Below are 17899 nucleotides of genomic sequence, written 5' to 3' on the forward strand. Positions count from 1 at the left end.
CCTCTCGACCGGGCGCGACCGACCTCTCAGCGACCGCCGCGCAACTCCCCGAGCCCCTCCGCCTCCCCTGCGAAATAGCTCTCCACCACCTCGCGTCCGCGCCGCTTGCCCCAGGCGCGGAGGCGTCGCTCCCCTCCGGGCAGGCGGGCGACCAGGCGGTAGCGGACGGTGTTGAGCACCCCGATGTAGAGGTGCGCCCACGGCGGGCGCAGCGGCAGCCCGAACTCCCGCATCGACTCCGGCCCGAGGAACACGGTCAGCATGCTGAGCAGCCGCTCGGTCTCGAACCGGCGGCGCCACGGCAGCAGCGCGGCCGGCCACCGCGGGAAGGCCCGCCGTCCCTGGGCGGCCACGATCGCCTGGGTGAGCTGCGGGCCGGCGTCGGACATCCCGGCCTGGGCGAGCAGCACGTGATAGCTGATCCGGTGGCGCTCCCACTCGTCGTCGACGAGGAAGTCCTCGTGCACGCCCATCAGCCATCCGACGTACTTCCACAGGTGCATCAGGGCGCGCGAGTCGCGGCCGTCGACCGGGACGCCGAGCGCGCGGCAGCCGATGATCAGGACCCCGTCGAAGAGGCCCAGGGTCGAGGCCTGGTCGGACATGTTGATCGGGAGACCCCACCGCTCGGTGTCCCACTGCTCGGCGAAGCCGGCGTTCACCAGGGCGTGCATCGCCCGTACGTGCACGGTCAGGCGCCACCCCTCCCCACCGGGCCGCCCGTCGCGCGGCGGTCGCAGGGCTCCGGGGTCGGCCAGGCTGTCGCCCCACTTCTGCGTCTCGGCCAGCCGGCGCCGGGTCATGTCCCCGGTCAACCCTCCCGTCGCCACCAGCAGGTCGATCGGTCCTCCGAACCGGTAGCCGCCGATCAGCGCCAGCTGGAGCAGTACGTCGGCCGCGTTCTGGCCCAGGCGCCGGAAGACCGCGGCACCCTCGTCGACCAGCCCCCAGTCCACCCACGCCGGGACCCGCTCGACCTCCTCGAAGAACTCCACCAGCGCCGGGGCCGGGTCCGGGACCGCCGCGACACCACCCGCCAGAGCCGCGCGGAACTCGTCCATCCGGACCCTCCCGGGCGCCCCGGCTCGCATCCGCATCGCCTCGGCCAGCCCCGCGCCGAGCCGATCGGTCTCGAAGAAGCCACGGCCGATGCGGTCCATCAGCCCCTCGTCGACTCCGGAGTCGTCGATCCGCCCGAAGATCCGCAGGGGTCGTCCGAGTCGGCGGGAGCGCTCCTCGGCCTCGCGGAATCGCGTCGGGTAGCGGGCGGTCGAGCCGGGGACATCTGCGGTCGCGGTCATGCCTCCAGCATGAAACGAGTCTTTGCTCGTCTTCAAGTCGCGTTCCATCCCGGCTCCCCGGATGGAAGACTGACCGGATGCGGAACGAGATGCGGAAGAGCCCCCGGCAGCAACGTTCCCGGCAGACCGTCGAGCGCATCGTCGACGCCGGACGCATGGTGCTCGCCGAGCAGGGCTACGACGCGTTCTCGACCAACCGGGTCGCCGCGGTGGCCGGCGTCAGCCCGGGATCGCTCTACCAGTACTTCCCGGACAAGGACGCCATCCTCACCATCGTCATCGACCGCTACTGGGACGAGGTCGCCGAGCAGGTCGCTGCCTCGCTCAACGATCGGATCGGCCCCGGTGCGATCGGGCCGGACGTGGTGCGCTCCATCATCGACGCGCTGTTCTCGGCGCTGGAGGGCAACCCCGCGCTGCTGCGGGTGCTGACCGAGCAGCTGCCCCAGGTCGCGAACCGGGAGCGCCGTCAGGCCCTCGAGCAGCGGATCCGGGACGTGCTGGTCACCTACCTCACCGCGCGACCGGAGTCCTCACGCCGCCCCGACGTCAACCTGGCCGCCTGGGTGCTGGTGATGGCGGTGCAGAACGTCGCGCTGCGGTGGTCGCTGGACCGTCCCGGCTTCGACCGCGACCGGGTGCTCGACGAGGTGGTCGTGCTGGTCGGCGGCTACCTGCTCGCGTGACCGGTGAAGACCAGACCCACGCCGAGCCCGATCATCGACGTACCGCCCAGCAGGCCGAGGCCTTCGCTACGTCGCGGTGAGCGGACGAACCAGTCACGCGCGCTGCCGGCGGCCACCGCCCACACGCAGTCGCAGACGAAGCCCAGCACCACGGCGACCAGGCCGAGCACGAACATCTGCGTCGGCACCGACGCCGCCGCCGCGCCGCGGTCCACGAACGGCGGGAGCAGCGCCGCGAAGATCATGAAGCCCTTCGGGTTGGTCACTCCGACCACGAAGCCCTGACGGACCGCCTGCCCGGCTCCCAGCGGACCGCCCGCGGCCGCGCCGACCCGGAGCGCGCGACGGTGCCGGATCGCCTGGATCCCGAGCCACACCAGGTACGCCGCGCCGACCAGCTTGATCACGGTGAACACCACGATCGAGCGCGCCACCACGGCACCGAGCCCGACCGCGACCAGGCTCATCACCACGAAGAGGCCGGCGGTGTTGCCGACCACGGTGGCCAGCGCGACCCGCTGGCCGTAGGTGATCGCCCGGCCCAGGGTGAAGACGACGCTCGGCCCGGGGATCACGATCAGCACCAGGGCGGCGACCCCGAAGCCGAGCAGCTGCTCGGGGCTGACCGGCATCGGCGCCGGGTCAGCGCTCGTCGGCGGCCGAGCCGCCCCGCGCCCTCGCCACCTTCTCGGCGGCCTCGGCGCCGAACACCCCGTCGGCGGCGGCCTTGTCGGTCTTGCGCAGCTGCCTGACCAGGCTCCACCCGAGCACGACCACCGCGAGGATCAGGCCGATGAACACCGCGAAGCCCATCCACCCGGCGACGACGTCGTTCGCGTCAGGCGCCTTCTCGACGAGGGGCGTCAGGAGCGGGGCTATTCCGGCCAACATGCATCCATACTGCCACTGCGCGGCACAGGAGGCCGAGTCGGCGTCGGGTCGGGCGGATTCCGGTCACGCCGGGTCGGCGGTGATCCCCGCGAACAGGTCGTCCTCCGGGAGCTGGCTCTCCACGTGGCTCACCACGAGCTCGTAGTCCTCGGTCGGCCAGACCTTCTCCTGGAGCTCGCGCGGGATGGCGAACCAGAAGCCGTCGGGGTCGATCTGCGTGGCGTGGGCGAGCAGCGCCTGGTCCCGCACACCGAAGTAGTCCGCGCACGGCACCCGGGTGGTGATCCGGGCGTCCCACTCGGGCTCCTTCTCCCACTTCTCCAGCCGCTCGGCCCAGGGCGACTCCAACCCGTGCTCGATCATCGCGTCGTGGATCGCCTGCATCCGCGGCCGGTTGAAGGAGTGGTGGTAGTAGAGCTTGCTGACCTGCCACGGCTCCCCCGCCTCCGGGAACCGCTCGGGATCGGCGGCCGCCTCGAACGCAGCGACGCTCACCTCGTGGCAGCGGATGTGGTCCGGGTGCGGATAGCCGCCGCGCTCGTCGTACGTCGTCATCACCTGCGGGCGGAAGGAGCGCACCAGCCGCACCAGCCGCTCGGTGGCCACCTCCAGCGGCTCCAGGGCGAAGCAGCCCTCGGGCAGCGGGGGCTTCGGGTCACCGTCGGGCCAGCCGGAGTCGACGAACCCGAGCCAGTCCTGGGTGACGCCCAGGATGTCCCGTGCCCGCTCCATCTCCTGGCGCCGGATCTCGGTGATGTTGGCCAGGACGTCGGGCCGGTCCATCTTCGGGTTCAGCACCGAGCCGCGCTCGCCGCCGGTGCAGGTCACCACGTGGACGTCCACGCCCTCGGCGACGTACCGCGCGGTGGAGGCGGCGCCCTTGCTCGACTCGTCGTCGGGGTGGGCGTGCACGTGCATCAGACGGAGGCCGGTGTGAGCGGGTGCACCGGCGGAGCGGTCAGCGGACATGCCGACCATCGTAGGAAGTGGCGCCATGGGATCATGAACCGGTGAGCACGCGCGAGGATTCCCTGAAGGATCGCTACGGCGCGCCCTCGTTGACCGGACGCATCCTGGTCACGGTGATCGGCGGCGCGATCGTGCTCGCCGGGCTCGTCTGGCTCGGCTGGGCCACCGTGTTCAACGCCGACCCGCCGGTCAAGTCGGAGATGATCGCCAACGACGTCCTCGACGACCACACCGCCACCGTCACGGTGCGCCTTCAGTACGGCGACGGGCCGGTCGAGACCTCGTGCCTGGTGCGCGCGATCGCCCACGACAAGGTCGTGGTGGGCGAGGTGACCGTCCACCCCGACCCGGACGAGGGGCCCGACCACACCTTCGAGTTCAACACCGACCGGCTCGCCACCGCGGTGGACTGGGTGGGGTGCACCGCGGAGGGCCAACCGCGTCCCCAGTGACCGCATCGCCCCGGTGACCCCGGTCACCGACTCTGCGCAGTCGCGCCTCGGTTGCTAAGGTGGGCGTTCTGCCGTCCACGACGCGCTCTGAGACCGCTAGCGTGCTCCGCACGCAGGCCGCCACGGAGACGTGGCGCACGTCCAGACCTGATGGCCGATCAGCCAGGCGTCGGACGGCATCACTGCGCCGGAGGGCGCGGAAACCCCGTAGTACGCACACCCCGAAGTACCCCGAACCCGAGTAGCACTCAGGAGTAGCCATGACGCAGACCGAGCAGGCAGGCGGCCAGAACACCGTCTGGTTGACCCAGGATGCCTTCGACAAGCTGCAGTCCGAGCTCGATCACCTCAAGGGCACCCGCCGTCAGGAGATCGTGGCCGAGATCAGCGCTGCCCGCGACGAGGGTGACCTGAAGGAGAACGGCGGATACCACGCCGCTCGCGAGGAGCAGGGCAAGAACGAGGCCCGGATCGCGCAACTCGAGGACATGATCCGCCGCGCCGAGATCGGTGAGACCCCGCCGGACGACGGGGTGGTCGAGCCCGGCATGGTGGTCACCTACAAGTTCGAGGGCGATGACGACGACGAGGCGGAGACCTTCCTGCTGCTCGGCTCGCGCGAGGCCCCCAGCGACGGTCTGACCGTCTACACCCCGGAGGCCCCGCTCGGCGCCGCGATCAACGGCAAGAGCAAGGGCGACACCGTCTCCTACGAGGTGAACGGTCGCACCCAGACCGTCATCATCCTCGACGCGAAGCCCTTCCAGTCCTGACGCCGTCCCGGTCGGTGCCCCGGTCCTCCAGGGCCGAGGTCACCGACCGGTGACGAAGCCGTGCTGCCGCAGCCGTTCCAGAACGGCTGCGGCATGTTCGTCTCCGCGGGTCTCCAGCTGCAGGTGCACCGCGACCTCGTTCAGGTGCAGCCCCGGCGTGGTCCGCTCGTGCACCACCTCCAGCACGTTCGCCCCCGCATCGGCCACCTCGGCGAGCAGGCGCACCAGGCCGCCGGGCAGGTCCGGGATGGTGACCTCCAGCGCCAGGTAGCGGCCGGCCGCGGCGAGTCCGTGCCGGATCACCTTGCCGAGCAGCAGCGGATCGACGTTCCCGCCCGACAGCAGCACCACGACGGGTCCGTCGGGCAGGGCGGCCGGGTCGATCGTCCCGTCGGCCAATGCCGCGGCCGCGGCCGCGCCGGCCGGCTCGACCACCAGCTTCTCCCGCTCGACCAGGGCCAGCAGGGCACGGGAGAGCGACTCCTCGGCGACGGTCACGATCCGGTCCACGTAGGCCTGCACGAGCGCGAGCGTGAGCTCGCCGGGCCGGCCGACCGCGATCCCGTCGGCCATGGTGGCCATCTCGGTCAGCCTGATCGGCCGACCGGCCTCCAGCGAGGCCGGGAACGCCGCCGCGGCGGCTGCCTGGACCCCGATCACCCGGACGTCGTCGCGGGCGTGGCGCACCGCGGCGGCGATGCCGCCCAGCAGCCCTCCCCCGCCGGTCGGTACGACGACGCAGCCGACCTCGGGGCACTGCTCGAGGATCTCCAGCCCGACCGTGCCCTGCCCGGCCACGATGTCGGCGTGGTCGAAGGGGTGGATCAGGGTCGCCCCGGTTTGCGCCGCCCGATCCTCCGCGGCGGCGAGCGCGTCCTCCAGGGTGCGACCGGCGAAGACGACGTCCGCGCCGTAGTTGCGGGTGGCGCGCTCCTTGTTGATCGGCGCACCGTCGGGCATGAACACCGTGCAGTCGATGCCGTGCTGCTGGGCGGCCAGGGCCACCCCCTGGGCGTGGTTGCCGGCCGAGGCAGCGACCACGCCGCGCGCCCGGGCGTCGGGATCGAGGTGGGCGATCCGGACCGCCGACCCGCGGACCTTGAACGAGCCGGTGCGCTGCAGGTTCTCGCACTTCAGCAGCACCGGGCGCCCCAACCGGCCGGTCAGCCAGCGGGACTCGATCAGCGGCGTGGTCACCGCGACCTGGTCCACCAGCGACCGGGCGCCGGCGATCAGCTCCGGGTCGAAGACCTCCGTCGGGTCAGTCACCGCCGGCCTCCTCGATCGCCTCCGCCATCTCCTCCGGCGGCTCCGCCCGGTCGGCCAGGTGCAGCACCACCGCGTTGGTCGCCGCTGCCAGCGGCACCGCGACCAGCGCGCCGACCACGCCGGCGACCAGGACGCCCGCCGCGATCGCGACGATGACGCCGAGCGGGTGCAGGGAGACCCAGCGGCCGAGCAGGAACGGCTGCAGCACGTGGCCCTCGAGCTGCTGGACACCGATCACCACGGCGGCCATCAGCAGCGCGGTGATCGGGCCCTGGTCGACCAGTGCCACCAGGACGGCGACAGTGCCGGCGACGGTGGCACCGATCATCGGCACGAACGCGCCGAGGAAGACCAGGACGCCGATCGCCAGCACGAACGGCACGTTGAGGATCGCGGCGCCCAGCGCGATGCCGATCGCGTCGACCAGCGCCACGATCACGGTGGCCCGGACGAACTGGACCAGCGACAGCCAGGCGACCCGGCCCGAGGAGTCGACCCGCTCCCGCGCCGCACGGGGCGCGATCCGCACCAGCCAGGACCAGATCCGGTCACCGTCCGCGAGGAAGAAGTAGGTCGCGAAGAGGGCGATGAAGAACCCGGCGACCACGTGCGTCACCGCCGAGCCGACCTCGGTGACCTGGGTGATCACCTCCCCGTCCTGGGAGCGGTCCTGGATCATCTGCTGGGCGCTGGCGATGTACTCGTTGATCTGGGAGTCGCTGGCGTTGAGCGGCCCGTCGCGCAGCCAGGACCTGATCTGGCCCAGGCCCTCGACGGTCGAGTCGGCGAGGTCGGAGGCCCCCGTCGCCACCTGCTGCCCGGCGAAGGTGAGCAAGGCGCCGACCAGAGCGAAGCCGCCGATCACCACCAGCAGCGCGCAGAGGCCGCGGGGTAGTCCGAGCCGGGCGAGGCCGCCGACGAACGGCGCGGCGAGGGCACTGATCAGCAGCGCGACCGCCAGCGGCACGGTGACCACCGAGAAGAAGCCGAAGAGCCAGAGCACGCCGTAGCCGGCGGCGCCGATGAGCAGCAGTCGCCAGGCCCACCCGGCGGCCAGGTCCAGGCCCCACGGCACCTGCGCCTGCGCGAAGTTGGACGGGCCGGTGGAGATCGGCGCGGGCTCGGCCCGGCGCTCCTCGCGCACCACGGCCCACTGCTGCGCGAACCGACGCAGCAGGGTCTCCTCGTGCAGGCGTTCGGCACGCTCCTCCGGCGTCTCGTCCTCCGCCCCGGGCCGCCCGTGCGGGCGTGACCGGCGGCGACGCCAGTGACCGGGCCGTGCGGCGGGGCGATCGTCGCCGTCCTCGACGTCCGCCGCCGACGCGGCGTCCGCATCGGGGCGCACCGCGTCGTCATCCGGTCGGTGGTCGTCCGCCGTGCCGTTCGGCTCCTCGCCGACGGGCTCGTCGCGGTCCTCGGGGTTCACTCCCTGGACTCTAGATGGTGCGTCCCGACGCCGAAGCGATCCGGTCGGCGAGCCGACGCGCGACGTCGGGACGGACCTCGGCCAGGAGCCCGATCGCCACCAGCAGGTAGTCGTGGTCGACCACCGTCCGAGCCCGACCCGGCAGCTGCCAGCCGTCGGGGTCGTGCCCGGTCACCAACCCGCCCAGCACCCGCTCGGCGAGGCCGGCCGGACCGTGCCGGAGCACGCCGCCGGACCCCACCAGCAGCCCGACCTCGCGCAGGTCGACCCCGGTCCGCTCGACCACCCGTCCGTCCGGAGCCAGCACCACGGTCGACCGCCCGGCGTGGCGTCGTACGGCGGTGCCGGCCGCACGCCGTGCGATCTCGGCCTCGACCGCCCACTCGCCGTTGCCGTCCGCGGCCGGCGGCACCACCCACCCCGGCTCGGTACGACGCCGCTCGGCGCCGCCCGCCAGCACTGCCTCACCGGGCCCCGTGCCGTCGGGCGGGAGCACCGCTCGGGTGGCGCGGGCGGCGGGGTCGTCGGCCGCCAGCACGCCCGACGCCGAGTGCCGCATGCCCAGGTCGGCCTCGACGGTGCGGGCGGCCGCCGCGGTGGCGACGACCTCGCGCGCCAGCCCGGCGTCCTCGGGGTCGGGCGGGCGCACCGAGTAGACGTCCGTGGTCGAGCCACCGACGTCCACCACCGCCACCTCCCCGACCACCGCTGCGATCATCTCGACGCCGCGCAGCACGATGTCGGGGGTGGCGCCGTGCACGGCGGCGAGCAGGTCCGGGTCTGCCGAGAGTCCCTTGCCGCCGATGACGTGCTCCAGGAACATCGAGCGGATCGCGACCCGGGCGCCGTGCGGGGCGAGCACGCCGATCCGCGGCACCACGTTGTCCACGGCGACGGCGGCGATGCCGGCGGCGCGGGCCAGCGTCTCCAGGGTCCGCTGCCGCGCCTCGACGTTGCCCGCGACGACGACGGGTCCGGACCATCCGGCGTCGACCAGCGTGGTGGCGCCGCGCACCAGCGCGTCGGGGTTGCCACCGTCGGTGCCCCCGGTCAGCAGCACCACGTCCGCGTCGGCCAGGGCGGCGTCGACCCGGTCGACCAGGCCGGCTGCCTCGCCGGTGGCGACGACACCGACCACCCGTCCGCCGCTGGAGAGCGCGACCCGGCGGCCGGCCTCGGCGGTCACCAGCTCCTCGTTGCCGAGGACGGCGATCCCCAGGCCACCGCCGGCGCTGGAGCAGGCCATCACCGGCGCCCGGTCGGCCCGGGGGTCGGCGCCGGCGAGCCGGGCACGGGCCGCGGCGACGGCGTCGGCGACATCGCCGCTGGCCCAGGTCGGGTGGGCGACCGATGCGACCACCTCGGCGGTGTCGAGGTCCACGGCCAGGACCTTGGTGAAGGTCGAGCCGATGTCGACGCAGAGCACCAGCCCGGTCACGGGCGGGTCCGACCCGGGCTCTGCCGAGCGCGCGGGCTCGGCCGAGCGCGCGGGCTCAGCCAAGCGCGCGGGCTCAGCCAAGCGCGCGGGCGAGGTCGGCGACCTGGTCGTCGGAGGTCTCGATCCCGACCGACAGCCGGATCAGGTCCGCGGGCACCTCGAGGTCGGTGCCGGCGACGCTGGCGTGGGTCATCCGGCCCGGGTGCTCGATCAGCGACTCGATGCCGCCGAGGGACTCGGCGAGGGTGAAGACCTCGGTGGCGGCGCAGACCGCGAGCGCCTGCTCCTCACCGCCGGTGACCCGGAACGAGACCATCCCGCCGAACCGCTTCATCTGGCGGCGCGCCACCTCGTGGCCCGGGTGGGACTCCAGGCCGGGGTAGATCACCTCGCTGACCGCGGGATGGCCCGCCAGGAAGTCGACGATCCGCTCCGCGTTGTCGCAGTGCCGGTCCATCCGCAGCGCCAGCGTCTTCAACCCGCGCAGCACCAGCCAGGAGTCGAACGGGCCGGCGACCCCGCCGATCGCGTTCTGGTGGTAGCCGACCTTCTCCGCGAGCCCGGCGTCGTCGACCACGATCGCCCCGCCGACGACGTCGGAGTGGCCGCCGGCGTACTTGGTGGTGGAGTGCACGACCACGTCGGCGCCCAGCGCCAGCGGCTGCTGCAGGTAGGGCGAGGCGAACGTGTTGTCCACGACCAGCAGCGCCCCGGCGGCGTGGGCCACCTCGGCGAGCGCGGCGATGTCGCCGATGGAGAGCAGCGGGTTGGTGGGCGTCTCCACCCAGACCAGCGTGGTCTCGCCCGGGCGGATCGCCGCGGCGACGGCCTGCGGGTCGGCGACCGAGGCCGGGCTGTGGGTCAGCCCCCAGGCCTGCTCGACCTTGTCGAAGAGGCGGAAGGTGCCGCCGTAGGCGTCGTCGGGCAGCACCACGTGGTCGCCCGGCCGGCACAGCGCGCGGACCAGGGTGTCCTCCGCGGCCAGGCCGGAGGCGAAGGCGAACCCGTGGCTGCCGCCCTCGAGCGCGGCCAGCGTGGACTCCAGCGCGGTCCGGGTCGGGTTGCCCGAGCGGCTGTACTCGTAGCCGTTGCGCAACCCGCCGACGCCGTCCTGGGCGTAGGTCGAGGTCGCGTAGATCGGCGGGATCACCGCTCCGGTGGTCGGGTCCGGCGCATACCCGGCGTGGATGGCGCGGGTCTCGAAGCCGGCGTCGTTCAGGTGGCTGCTCAGGTCTGCGTCGCTCACCCTTCGAGACTACTCAGGGCTTGTGTCTGCGGGGAGAATGGAGGCATGTTCGCATCCCGCAAGACCCAGATGGTCGACCCCGCCGCGGCCCTGCCCGGCCGCGAGCAGCCACCCACTCCCCTCCCGGCGCTGCACGAGGTGCTGCACACCCCGCTGGTCACCGACGCCGGCAACATCCCCGACGGGTTCGAGATCGCCGAGTTCGGTCTCGGCTGCTTCTGGGGCGCGGAGGAGATCTTCTGGCAGGTCCCCGGCGTCTGGTCGACGTCGGTCGGGTACGCCGGCGGCTTCACCCCGCACCCGACGTACGAGGAGGTGTGCTCCGGCCGCACCGGGCACACCGAGGCCATCCGCGTGGTCTTCGACCCCAGCCGCGTCTCGTACGCCGACCTGGTCAAGCAGTTCTTCGTGGTGCACGACCCCACCCAGGGGATGCGCCAGGGCAACGACGTCGGCACCCAGTACCGCTCGGCGATCTACGTCCACTCCCCGAGCAGGAGCAGACCGCGCGTGAGCTGACCAAGGTGTACGGCGACGAGATCGCGGCTCGCGGCTACGGCGAGATCACCACCGAGATCGCCCCCGCCGGCGCGTACTACTACGCCGAGCCGCACCACCAGCAGTACCTGCACAAGGTGCCGAACGGCTACCGGTGCCACGCCAACACCGGGATCGCCTTCCCCGCGTGACCTGACGCCCCCGGTTGCACCAACCCGCCACAATGGAGGCATGGCGGACCTCCCCCGCAAGGCGGCAGCGCGGACGGCCAGACTGGCCGCGCTGCCGCTCGGCTATGCCGGCAGGACCGCCCTCGGGTTCGGCAAGCGTCTGGGCGGTGCACCCGCCGAGGCGGTGATGAGCGAGGTCCAGCAGCGGACCGCCGAGCAGCTCTTCCGCACACTCGGCGAGCTGAAGGGCGGCGCGATGAAGTTCGGGCAGGCCCTCTCGGTGCTGGAGTCCGCGCTGCCCGAGGAGCTCGCCGCCCCCTACCGCGCGCAGCTCACCCGCCTGCAGGACTCGGCGCCGCCGATGCCCACCCAGACGGTGCGTGACATCCTCACCGCCGACCTCGGCGCGGACTGGAAGCGACGACTGGTCTGGCTGGACGGCGCACCGACCGCGGCGGCGTCGATCGGGCAGGTCCACGAGGGCCGGTGGCGCGACCCCGACGACCCGAGCGGGACCGAGCGGCGGGTGGCGGTGAAGGTGCAGTATCCGGAGGCCGGCGACGCCCTCCAGTCCGACCTGCGCACGCTGGCCCGTGCCGCCCGGGCGATCGGTCCTCTGGTGCCCGGCCTGGACGTCAAGCCGCTGGTCGAGGAGGTGCAGGCCCGCGCGCGCGAGGAGCTCGACTACGACCTCGAGGCGCAGGCCCAGCGGACGTTCGCCGCCGCGTTCGCCGACGACCCCGACATCGTGGTGCCCGACGTGGTGGCCGTCGGACCGCGGGTGCTGATCACCGAGTGGCTCGACTCCGCCACTTCGCTGGCGACCGTGATCGCCACCGGCAGCCCTGCCGAGCGGGACCACTACGGGCAGCTCTTCGCCCGGTTCCTCTTCTCCGGCCCGGCCCGCACCGGCTTGCTCCACGCCGACCCCCACCCCGGCAACTTCCGGATCATCCCCGCCGAGGACGGGTCGCCCGGGCGGCTCGGCGTGCTCGACTACGGTGCGGTCGCCCGGCTCCCGCAGCACGGTCTGCCGTCGTCGATGGGCCGGCTGATCTCGCTCTGCGCGGACGGGGACGGCGACGCACTGCTCGACGGCCTGCGCGAGGAGGGCTTCCTCAAGGACCGGATCCGGGTCGACCCGCAACTGCTGCGCGACTATCTGGCCCCCTTCGTCGAGCCGACGCTGACCGAGCGGTTCCGGTTCTCCCGGGAGTGGATGCGCGAGCAGTTCCAGCGGCTCAACGACCCCCGCGACCCGGCCTACGCGATCACCGTCAAGCTCAACCTGCCGCCGCAGTACCTGCTCATCCACCGCACCTGGCTCGGCGGCGTCGGCGTGCTCAGCCAGCTCGAGGCCGAGGCGCCGTTCCGAGCCCTGATGACCGAGTTCCTCCCGGGGTTCAGCCCTCCGGAGTGAGGTCCAGGTACATCACGTGCAGGCCCACCCGGCCGTGGCGGCGGGAGTCGAAGGCGCCGGGCACCGTGCCGACGATCTCGAAGCCGAGCCGCTGCCACAGCCGTACGGCGCCGGTGTTGGTCTCCACCACCGCGTTGAACTGGATGCCCGCGAAGCCGTGCGCGCGGTGCCACCCGATCACGTGCTCGCCGAGGCGGCGGCCCACACCCGCGCCGCGGGCGGCCTCGTCGACCATGAACGAGGCGGTGCCGATGTGGGACCCGCGGGCCGGCCGGTTGGGACCCATCCTGGCGCTGCCCAGGATCCGGCCGTCCTCCTCCAGCACCACGACCTCGGTGTCGGGACGGTCGCTGCCGTCGTACCAGAGCGCCCGGGCCTGGTCGCTGCTCAGGTCCTCGGGTAGGCGTAGGTCTCGCCGTCGGTGACGATCCGCTGCCAGAAGGGGTGGATCTGCGCCCAGTCCTGGTGCGTGGCCGGCCGGATCGTGCTCACAGGTCGGTCGCTCCGTCGACGGACTCCCGGATCAGGTCGGCGTGGCCGCAGTGGCGGGCGTACTCCTCGATCATGTGCACCAGGATCCACCGCAGGGTGACCGGGCTGCGCCCGGGGCGGTGCCGGACGGCGACCCGCTCGAGGTCCGGCCGGTCGCCGAGGATCTCCTCGGACCGGGCGATCGCCCCGGCGAGCAGCGTGCGCAGCCCGTCGGGGGTGTCGTGCGCCGCGCTGTGCCAGTCCCAGTCGCCGTCGGCCTCCCAGTCGACGGTGTCCCACGGTGGCGCCGGCTCGTCGCCGAGCAGGGTGACGTTGAACCACCAGTCCTCGACGAACGCGAGGTGCTTGAGCATGCCGCCCAGGGTCATCGTGCTCGGCGGCAGCGACCGGCCGAGCTGCTCGGCGTCGAGGCCCTCCGCCTGACGGAGCAGGGTGGCGCGGTGGTAGTCCAGGAAGGCGCGCAGCATCGTGGTCTCGTCCGCCGCCCGCGGCGGTTCGGTCCGCGGCACGCTCATCGCAGCACTCCGGTCGCCGGGTCGCGGTCGGTGACGCAGTAGACCCGGCCGACCGGGTCCCGCAGCACCGTCCAGACCGGGTGCTCGGCGACCACCTCGGCGCCGAGCGCCCGGTGCCGGGCGACCTCCTCGGCACGGTCGTCGGTGGCCCAGTCCAGGTGTGCACCGGGGACGTCGCCGGCTCCGTCCAGCCGTTGCAGCAGGAAGCGGAGCGGCTGCCCGGACGGTCGCACCAGCGACGTGAACCCCTCCGACACCGGAGAGGCCCGGGTCTGCCACCCGGTGAGCGCCGACCAGAACCCCACCTCCGTCCGGTACGACGCCGGCGGCACGTCCAGGCACACCTGGTCGAGCCGCGAGGTGTGTCCTCCCCACCGCGTCGCCTCGGGACGCTCGGTCGCGGGGTGGCTGACGAAGCAGAAGGGCACCCCCGCCGGGCTGGCCATCACCACGTAGTGCCACTGCGGATGGTCGACCACCTCGGCCGCCCCCAGCGTGATCGCGTGGTCCGCGGCGGCGCGCGGGTCGGCCACGTGCAGGTCCAGGTGGATCCGGCCCGGTCCGGTGCCGAGACGCTGGGCCCGCAGGTAGGCATCGCCGTGGGCGGGGAGCAGCGTGGCGAACTCCTCGCCGGCGCCACGCGGCGCGGAGACCGGATAGCCGGTGAGCACGGACCAGAAGAGGAGACCCTCGGCGTGGTGGTCGGGCGCGAGGTCCAGGAACGCGGACACCCAGAACGGCGCGGTCGGTGAGCTCACTGGTCCAACCTAGGAGACGCCGCGGTGCGCCGCAGGTCGGTTTCCGGCGTCGCCGCCACTCACCACACCCCCAGCAGCCCGCCGCCGATCCTGATGATGAAGCCGCTGACCACCACGATGAAGAACGCCCGGACGAACCCGCTGCCGCGGGCGACGGCGGTGCGGGCGCCGAGGTAGCCGCCGATCAGGTTGCACGCCCCCATCATCAGTCCGACGTCCCAGAGGACGGCACCGGTCGGGATGAAGAGCAGCAGCGCACCGAGGTTGGTGGCGAAGTTCGCCAGCTTGGCCTTGGCCGAGGCCTGGAGGAAGTCGTAGCCGAGCAGCCCGACGAGCGCGAACACGAAGAAGCTGCCGGTGCCGGGGCCGAGCAGGCCGTCGTAGACGCCGATGACGAAGCCGACGGCCATCGCGGCGAACCGGTGCCGGTGGCCGGAGAAGCGCAGCGCGGTCTCCTCGCCCAGGTCGGGCCGGAGCAGCACGTAGGCGCCGACCACGATCAGGACGACCAGGACGATCGGCTCGAACGCCTCCTTGGGCAGGTGGGAGGCGCCCAGCGCGCCGACGAAGGAGCCGACCAGGGCCAGGGCCATCAGCGGCAGGAACGTCGCCGGGTCCGGGCGGATCCGGCGGTAGTAGGTCACCGAGCTGGTGGCCGTGCCGCACATCGAGGCGAGCTTGTTGGTGGCCAGCACCTGGACCGGGCTGGCGCTCGGCAGGCCCAGCAGCAGGGCCGGCAGCTGGATCAGTCCGCCCCCACCGACCACGGCGTCGACGAAGCCGGCCGCCAGGGCGGCCAGCGCCAGCAGCAGCACCACCTCGACGCTGAGGTCACTCACCCGCCATCACGGCGCCATCCTTCCTGGTCGACCCGGTCCGGGTCGAACCGGTCGCGCAGCCGGTGGTGCCGGGAGTCGGTGGGAATCGGTGGGAGTCACCGCACCGCGTCGAGCAGGTCCGCGCCGCGCTCCAGCAACCACCCGGCGACCCCGTCGCGCGCCGACCTCGCCAGCAGCAGCTCGAGGGGAGGTAGGCCCCGCCGGGGTCGCCACGTCGCGGTTGCAAGGACACCGCGGCGTCGTCGTCCACCACGACGCGGGAGATGTTGGCGAGCGCATCATCCTCGAAGTAGGCGCCGTGGTTGTCCAGCAGGTCCTCGAAGCGGGGCGAGCCGTCACCGGTGGCGAAGCGCTGCGCGCCGAAGTCGTCGCTGGCGGGGTCGCGGCCGAGCGCTCCGACCCCACCGCCGTCGTGCTCACCGAGGAGGGTGACCGGATCGTTGTCCATGCTGCCCACCCACACCTCGGCCCCGGTCAGCCCGGCCGCCGTGCCGGACGGCACGCCCGGGCTGCCGAGCAGGACGGCGTCGTCCACGTCGACGCCGTCCTGGAGTGCGTGACCGAGCGTGGTCGAGCCATAGCTGTGACCGATGGCGGTCAGGTGGGACGGGTCGCCGCGGTCCGAGCCGGCGAGCCCGTCGAGGAAGTCGCTGAGTCGCTCCCCGCCCTGCTCGGCCCTGGCGTCGGTCGCGACGCCGAGGTAGTCCAGCGGGTCCGTGGTCGGTCCGCTCGGCGCGTCGTAGTCGGCCCAGTAGACGCACGCCACCGAGCCGCGGTCGTGGTCGACCGCGGCGTCGTAGAGGTCCTCGAGGTGGTCGAGCTGGCCCGGCAGGCTGTCGGTCTCGGTGGTCAGGCCCGGCACGGTGACCGCCACGTGGTCGGCCGTGTCCGGATTGCCGAGACCGACCACGACGCCGCCGTCGCCGTCGTGGTCGGCTGGCCCGTAGCCGATCACCCGGAGCAGCTCCTCCCCGGTCACCGGATCGACCTTGCCCCCGAGGCTCTCGATCGCCTCGTGGACCCGCCGTGCGTTCTCCAGGCGCTGCCGCTCGGTCTCGCTCAGCCGGTCGGGATCGCGGCGGCCGAGTCGATCCAGATCGTGACGGACCGCGGCCCGGTTGGCCTCGTCACGTGCCCGGACCGGCACGCCCCCGGTGCGGCCGACCAGGTCGGGACGCTCGGTGATCAGGCCCTGCCGCTGGGCCCGGGTCAGCGCGGCCCACCAGGCGGCGACCGCGACCGGGTCCCCGGCCAGATCGGTCAACCGGCGCACCGACGCGGTCACGTCGACCCGTCGGGGATCCTCGGCCGCGGCGAGGCCCTCGGTGACCGTGTCGACGCCGCTGAGGGCGGCCACGACGTCGGCCTCGGCGTCGTCGGCCTCCGCTGCCCACTCGCCGATGGCCCCGCGCAGCGCGCTGGCGCGCTGCTCGACACCTCGGGCCCGCTGCTGCAGGTGGGCATCGGCGACGGCCGCCGCGCGGAGCTCGGCGCGGAGCTGTCGGATCTGCTCGTTCAGGTCGGTCCGCTCACGTTCCAGGGTGGTCCGGGCGATCGCCAGCCGGCGCAGCCGGTCGGCGAACCGGTCGGTGGCGACCACCGCTCGCTCCAGCGCCGCCTCGGCGCGGTCCAGCCGCCGGCCGAACCGGGTGCGGGCGTGGTCGTGGGCGTCCCGGGTCCGCCCCGTCCAGCTCGGTGCGCCGCTGCCCGCGGCCCACGCCTGGACGTCCTCGACCCCGACCGCGACCGCACGCAGCTCGTGGGCGAGGGCGGCGGCGCGCGCCGGGGTCGAGCGCAGCTCGGCGAAGGGGCCGACCGGGGCCGGCAGGCCCACCCCGGTCACCGGGTCTCCTCGACCCGCGCGTCGTGGAGCCGCCAGGGCAGCAGCGCCCGGATGGCCTCGGCGCGCACCACGTCGGTGGCCAGCAGCGTGGCCCGATAGACGGCGAGGTCGAGGCCGTGCTCGGTCGCCGTGTCGGCGAGACGCTTGAGCTCCTCGACCCACGACTCCCGGAACCCCTCGACCGCGGTGGCGACGGCCGGCGCGAACCCTTCGGCCGACGCCCCCTCCAGGCGACGCCAGCCGCCACCCAGCTCGGCGCCGGCGTCGCCCCACTCGGCCTCGGCCTGGACCAGCTCGGTGAAGGGGACGTCCAATGTCACGCCCATGTCGCGGCCTCCGCCACCACCCGGGAGAGGTCGCCACCGGCCAGGTGGAGCGGGGCTCCGCGCAGGCGCACCACGGTGGCGCCGAGCCCCGCCTCCGCGCGCAGCTCGATCGGCGGCCGGTCGCACCGGCCCCGGAGCAGGCAGGCGCCGCGACGCTCGGCGGCGGCCAGGTGCCAGCCGACGCGGTCCGCCGCGACCGCGATCTCGCGGAGCAGCCGCGTGCCGCTCCCCCGCCCGACCCCGGGCACGGCCGCCTGCACCACGAAACGGTGGCGGTCACCGGCACCGCGCCACCCGAGGGTCGCCTCGGGACCGGGCAGCAGGGCGGAGACCCGGTCCCAGGCGTCGACGATCGCCGCCATCTGCTCCCGGGCCTCGGCGAGGGTGGCGACCGGGCGCGGGCCGGCGCCGCCGGGGAGCAGGACGAGATCGAGGTCAGGGTGGCGTCGTCGTACCGTCGCCCAGAAGGGGTCGGGGCCGGGCTCTGCTGCTGGGTACGTTGCTGCTGGGTTCGTGGCTGCTGGGTCCATGCAGCGCGGGTGCCCGACGCCCCCGGCGGCGAAACCGGGCCCGCTCCCCCTCCACAG

The 17899-nt window shown here is 73.5% G+C and carries 19 protein-coding genes and 1 pseudogene; 5 read left to right on the top strand and 15 right to left on the bottom strand.

Annotation, left to right across the window (positions count from 1 at the left end):
- Positions 1-26: 26 nt before the first annotated feature.
- On the bottom strand, positions 27-1301 hold the full coding sequence (locus FIV43_RS11630; RefSeq protein WP_141014264.1) for an oxygenase MpaB family protein: 1275 nt from the start codon (positions 1299-1301) through the stop codon (positions 27-29).
- A gap of 77 nt (positions 1302-1378) precedes the next feature.
- Between FIV43_RS11630 and FIV43_RS11635 the strand changes: the two genes are divergently transcribed.
- Positions 1379-1987, top strand: a complete 609-nt coding sequence (locus FIV43_RS11635; RefSeq protein ID WP_231123087.1) for a TetR/AcrR family transcriptional regulator — start codon at positions 1379-1381, stop codon at positions 1985-1987.
- Here FIV43_RS11635 and FIV43_RS11640 read toward each other — a convergent pair.
- From FIV43_RS11640 to mca, 3 genes are all read right to left on the bottom strand, one after another.
- Positions 1972-2619, bottom strand: coding sequence for a LysE family translocator (locus tag FIV43_RS11640; protein WP_141014265.1), 648 nt, complete (start codon positions 2617-2619; stop codon positions 1972-1974). The two genes, FIV43_RS11635 and FIV43_RS11640, sit on opposite strands and share 16 nt — an antisense overlap.
- Before the next feature lie 10 nt (positions 2620-2629).
- Positions 2630-2878, bottom strand: a complete 249-nt coding sequence (locus FIV43_RS11645) for a hypothetical protein (RefSeq protein ID WP_141014266.1) — start codon at positions 2876-2878, stop codon at positions 2630-2632.
- A gap of 63 nt (positions 2879-2941) precedes the next feature.
- Complete coding sequence (gene mca, locus FIV43_RS11650) at positions 2942-3847, bottom strand: mycothiol conjugate amidase Mca (protein ID WP_141014267.1); 906 nt, start codon at positions 3845-3847, stop codon at positions 2942-2944.
- A gap of 41 nt (positions 3848-3888) precedes the next feature.
- Between mca and FIV43_RS11655 the strand changes: the two genes are divergently transcribed.
- Positions 3889-4299, top strand: coding sequence for a DUF4307 domain-containing protein (locus tag FIV43_RS11655; protein ID WP_181407463.1), 411 nt, complete (start codon positions 3889-3891; stop codon positions 4297-4299).
- Positions 4300-4559: 260 nt separating this feature from the next.
- Positions 4560-5072 carry a transcription elongation factor GreA gene (gene greA, locus FIV43_RS11660; protein ID WP_141014269.1) on the top strand — a complete coding sequence of 171 codons (513 nt, stop codon included), beginning with the start codon at positions 4560-4562 and terminating at the stop codon, positions 5070-5072.
- A 39-nt stretch (positions 5073-5111) separates the two neighbouring features.
- On the opposite strand, the gene ilvA is transcribed toward greA, so the two are convergent.
- The 4 genes from ilvA to FIV43_RS11680 all read right to left on the bottom strand — a co-directional run bounded on the left by ilvA (position 5112) and on the right by FIV43_RS11680 (position 10451).
- A complete protein-coding gene (ilvA, locus tag FIV43_RS11665; RefSeq protein ID WP_231123090.1) occupies positions 5112-6341 on the bottom strand; it encodes a threonine ammonia-lyase in 1230 nt (409 codons plus the stop codon).
- The gene (locus FIV43_RS11670) at positions 6334-7767 is read right to left on the bottom strand and encodes an AI-2E family transporter (RefSeq protein WP_231123091.1); all 1434 of its coding nucleotides are present in this window, start codon (positions 7765-7767) and stop codon (positions 6334-6336) included. The genes ilvA and FIV43_RS11670 overlap by 8 nt, the downstream gene beginning before the upstream one ends.
- 10 nt (positions 7768-7777) lie before the next feature.
- Entirely contained in the window at positions 7778-9205 is a 1428-nt protein-coding gene (locus FIV43_RS11675; protein ID WP_141014270.1) for a glutamate mutase L, read from the bottom strand.
- Positions 9206-9278: 73 nt separating this feature from the next.
- Positions 9279-10451 carry a cystathionine gamma-synthase gene (locus FIV43_RS11680; RefSeq protein WP_231123095.1) on the bottom strand — a complete coding sequence of 391 codons (1173 nt, stop codon included), beginning with the start codon at positions 10449-10451 and terminating at the stop codon, positions 9279-9281.
- A 69-nt stretch (positions 10452-10520) separates the two neighbouring features.
- Here FIV43_RS11680 and msrA point away from each other — a divergent pair.
- Together msrA and FIV43_RS11690 are read left to right on the top strand one after the other, a co-directional pair.
- A pseudogene (gene msrA, locus FIV43_RS11685) lies at positions 10521-11140 on the top strand (peptide-methionine (S)-S-oxide reductase MsrA).
- Positions 11141-11180: 40 nt separating this feature from the next.
- The gene (locus tag FIV43_RS11690) at positions 11181-12539 is read left to right on the top strand and encodes an ABC1 kinase family protein (RefSeq protein ID WP_141014271.1); all 1359 of its coding nucleotides are present in this window, start codon (positions 11181-11183) and stop codon (positions 12537-12539) included.
- Here FIV43_RS11690 and FIV43_RS11695 read toward each other — a convergent pair.
- From FIV43_RS11695 to FIV43_RS11725, 7 genes are all read right to left on the bottom strand, one after another.
- Complete coding sequence (locus FIV43_RS11695) at positions 12523-12867, bottom strand: GNAT family N-acetyltransferase (RefSeq protein WP_231123096.1); 345 nt, start codon at positions 12865-12867, stop codon at positions 12523-12525. The two genes, FIV43_RS11690 and FIV43_RS11695, sit on opposite strands and share 17 nt — an antisense overlap.
- A gap of 160 nt (positions 12868-13027) precedes the next feature.
- Complete coding sequence (locus tag FIV43_RS11700; RefSeq protein ID WP_141014273.1) at positions 13028-13546, bottom strand: DinB family protein; 519 nt, start codon at positions 13544-13546, stop codon at positions 13028-13030.
- The gene (locus FIV43_RS11705) at positions 13543-14304 is read right to left on the bottom strand and encodes a VOC family protein (protein WP_141014274.1); all 762 of its coding nucleotides are present in this window, start codon (positions 14302-14304) and stop codon (positions 13543-13545) included. The genes FIV43_RS11700 and FIV43_RS11705 overlap by 4 nt, the downstream gene beginning before the upstream one ends.
- 59 nt (positions 14305-14363) lie before the next feature.
- A complete protein-coding gene (locus FIV43_RS11710) occupies positions 14364-15143 on the bottom strand; it encodes a TSUP family transporter (protein ID WP_141014275.1) in 780 nt (259 codons plus the stop codon).
- Positions 15136-16986 carry an alpha/beta hydrolase gene (locus tag FIV43_RS11715; protein ID WP_141014276.1) on the bottom strand — a complete coding sequence of 617 codons (1851 nt, stop codon included), beginning with the start codon at positions 16984-16986 and terminating at the stop codon, positions 15136-15138. The genes FIV43_RS11710 and FIV43_RS11715 overlap by 8 nt, the downstream gene beginning before the upstream one ends.
- The gene (locus tag FIV43_RS11720; protein WP_141014277.1) at positions 16983-17312 is read right to left on the bottom strand and encodes a hypothetical protein; all 330 of its coding nucleotides are present in this window, start codon (positions 17310-17312) and stop codon (positions 16983-16985) included. Before FIV43_RS11720 ends, FIV43_RS11715 begins: the two co-directional genes overlap by 4 nt.
- A complete protein-coding gene (locus FIV43_RS11725) occupies positions 17303-17842 on the bottom strand; it encodes a hypothetical protein (protein ID WP_141014278.1) in 540 nt (179 codons plus the stop codon). The genes FIV43_RS11720 and FIV43_RS11725 overlap by 10 nt, the downstream gene beginning before the upstream one ends.
- Positions 17843-17899 lie beyond the last annotated feature (57 nt).

This window comes from Nocardioides sambongensis (assembly GCF_006494815.1).
Taxonomy (GTDB): domain Bacteria; phylum Actinomycetota; class Actinomycetes; order Propionibacteriales; family Nocardioidaceae; genus Nocardioides; species Nocardioides sambongensis.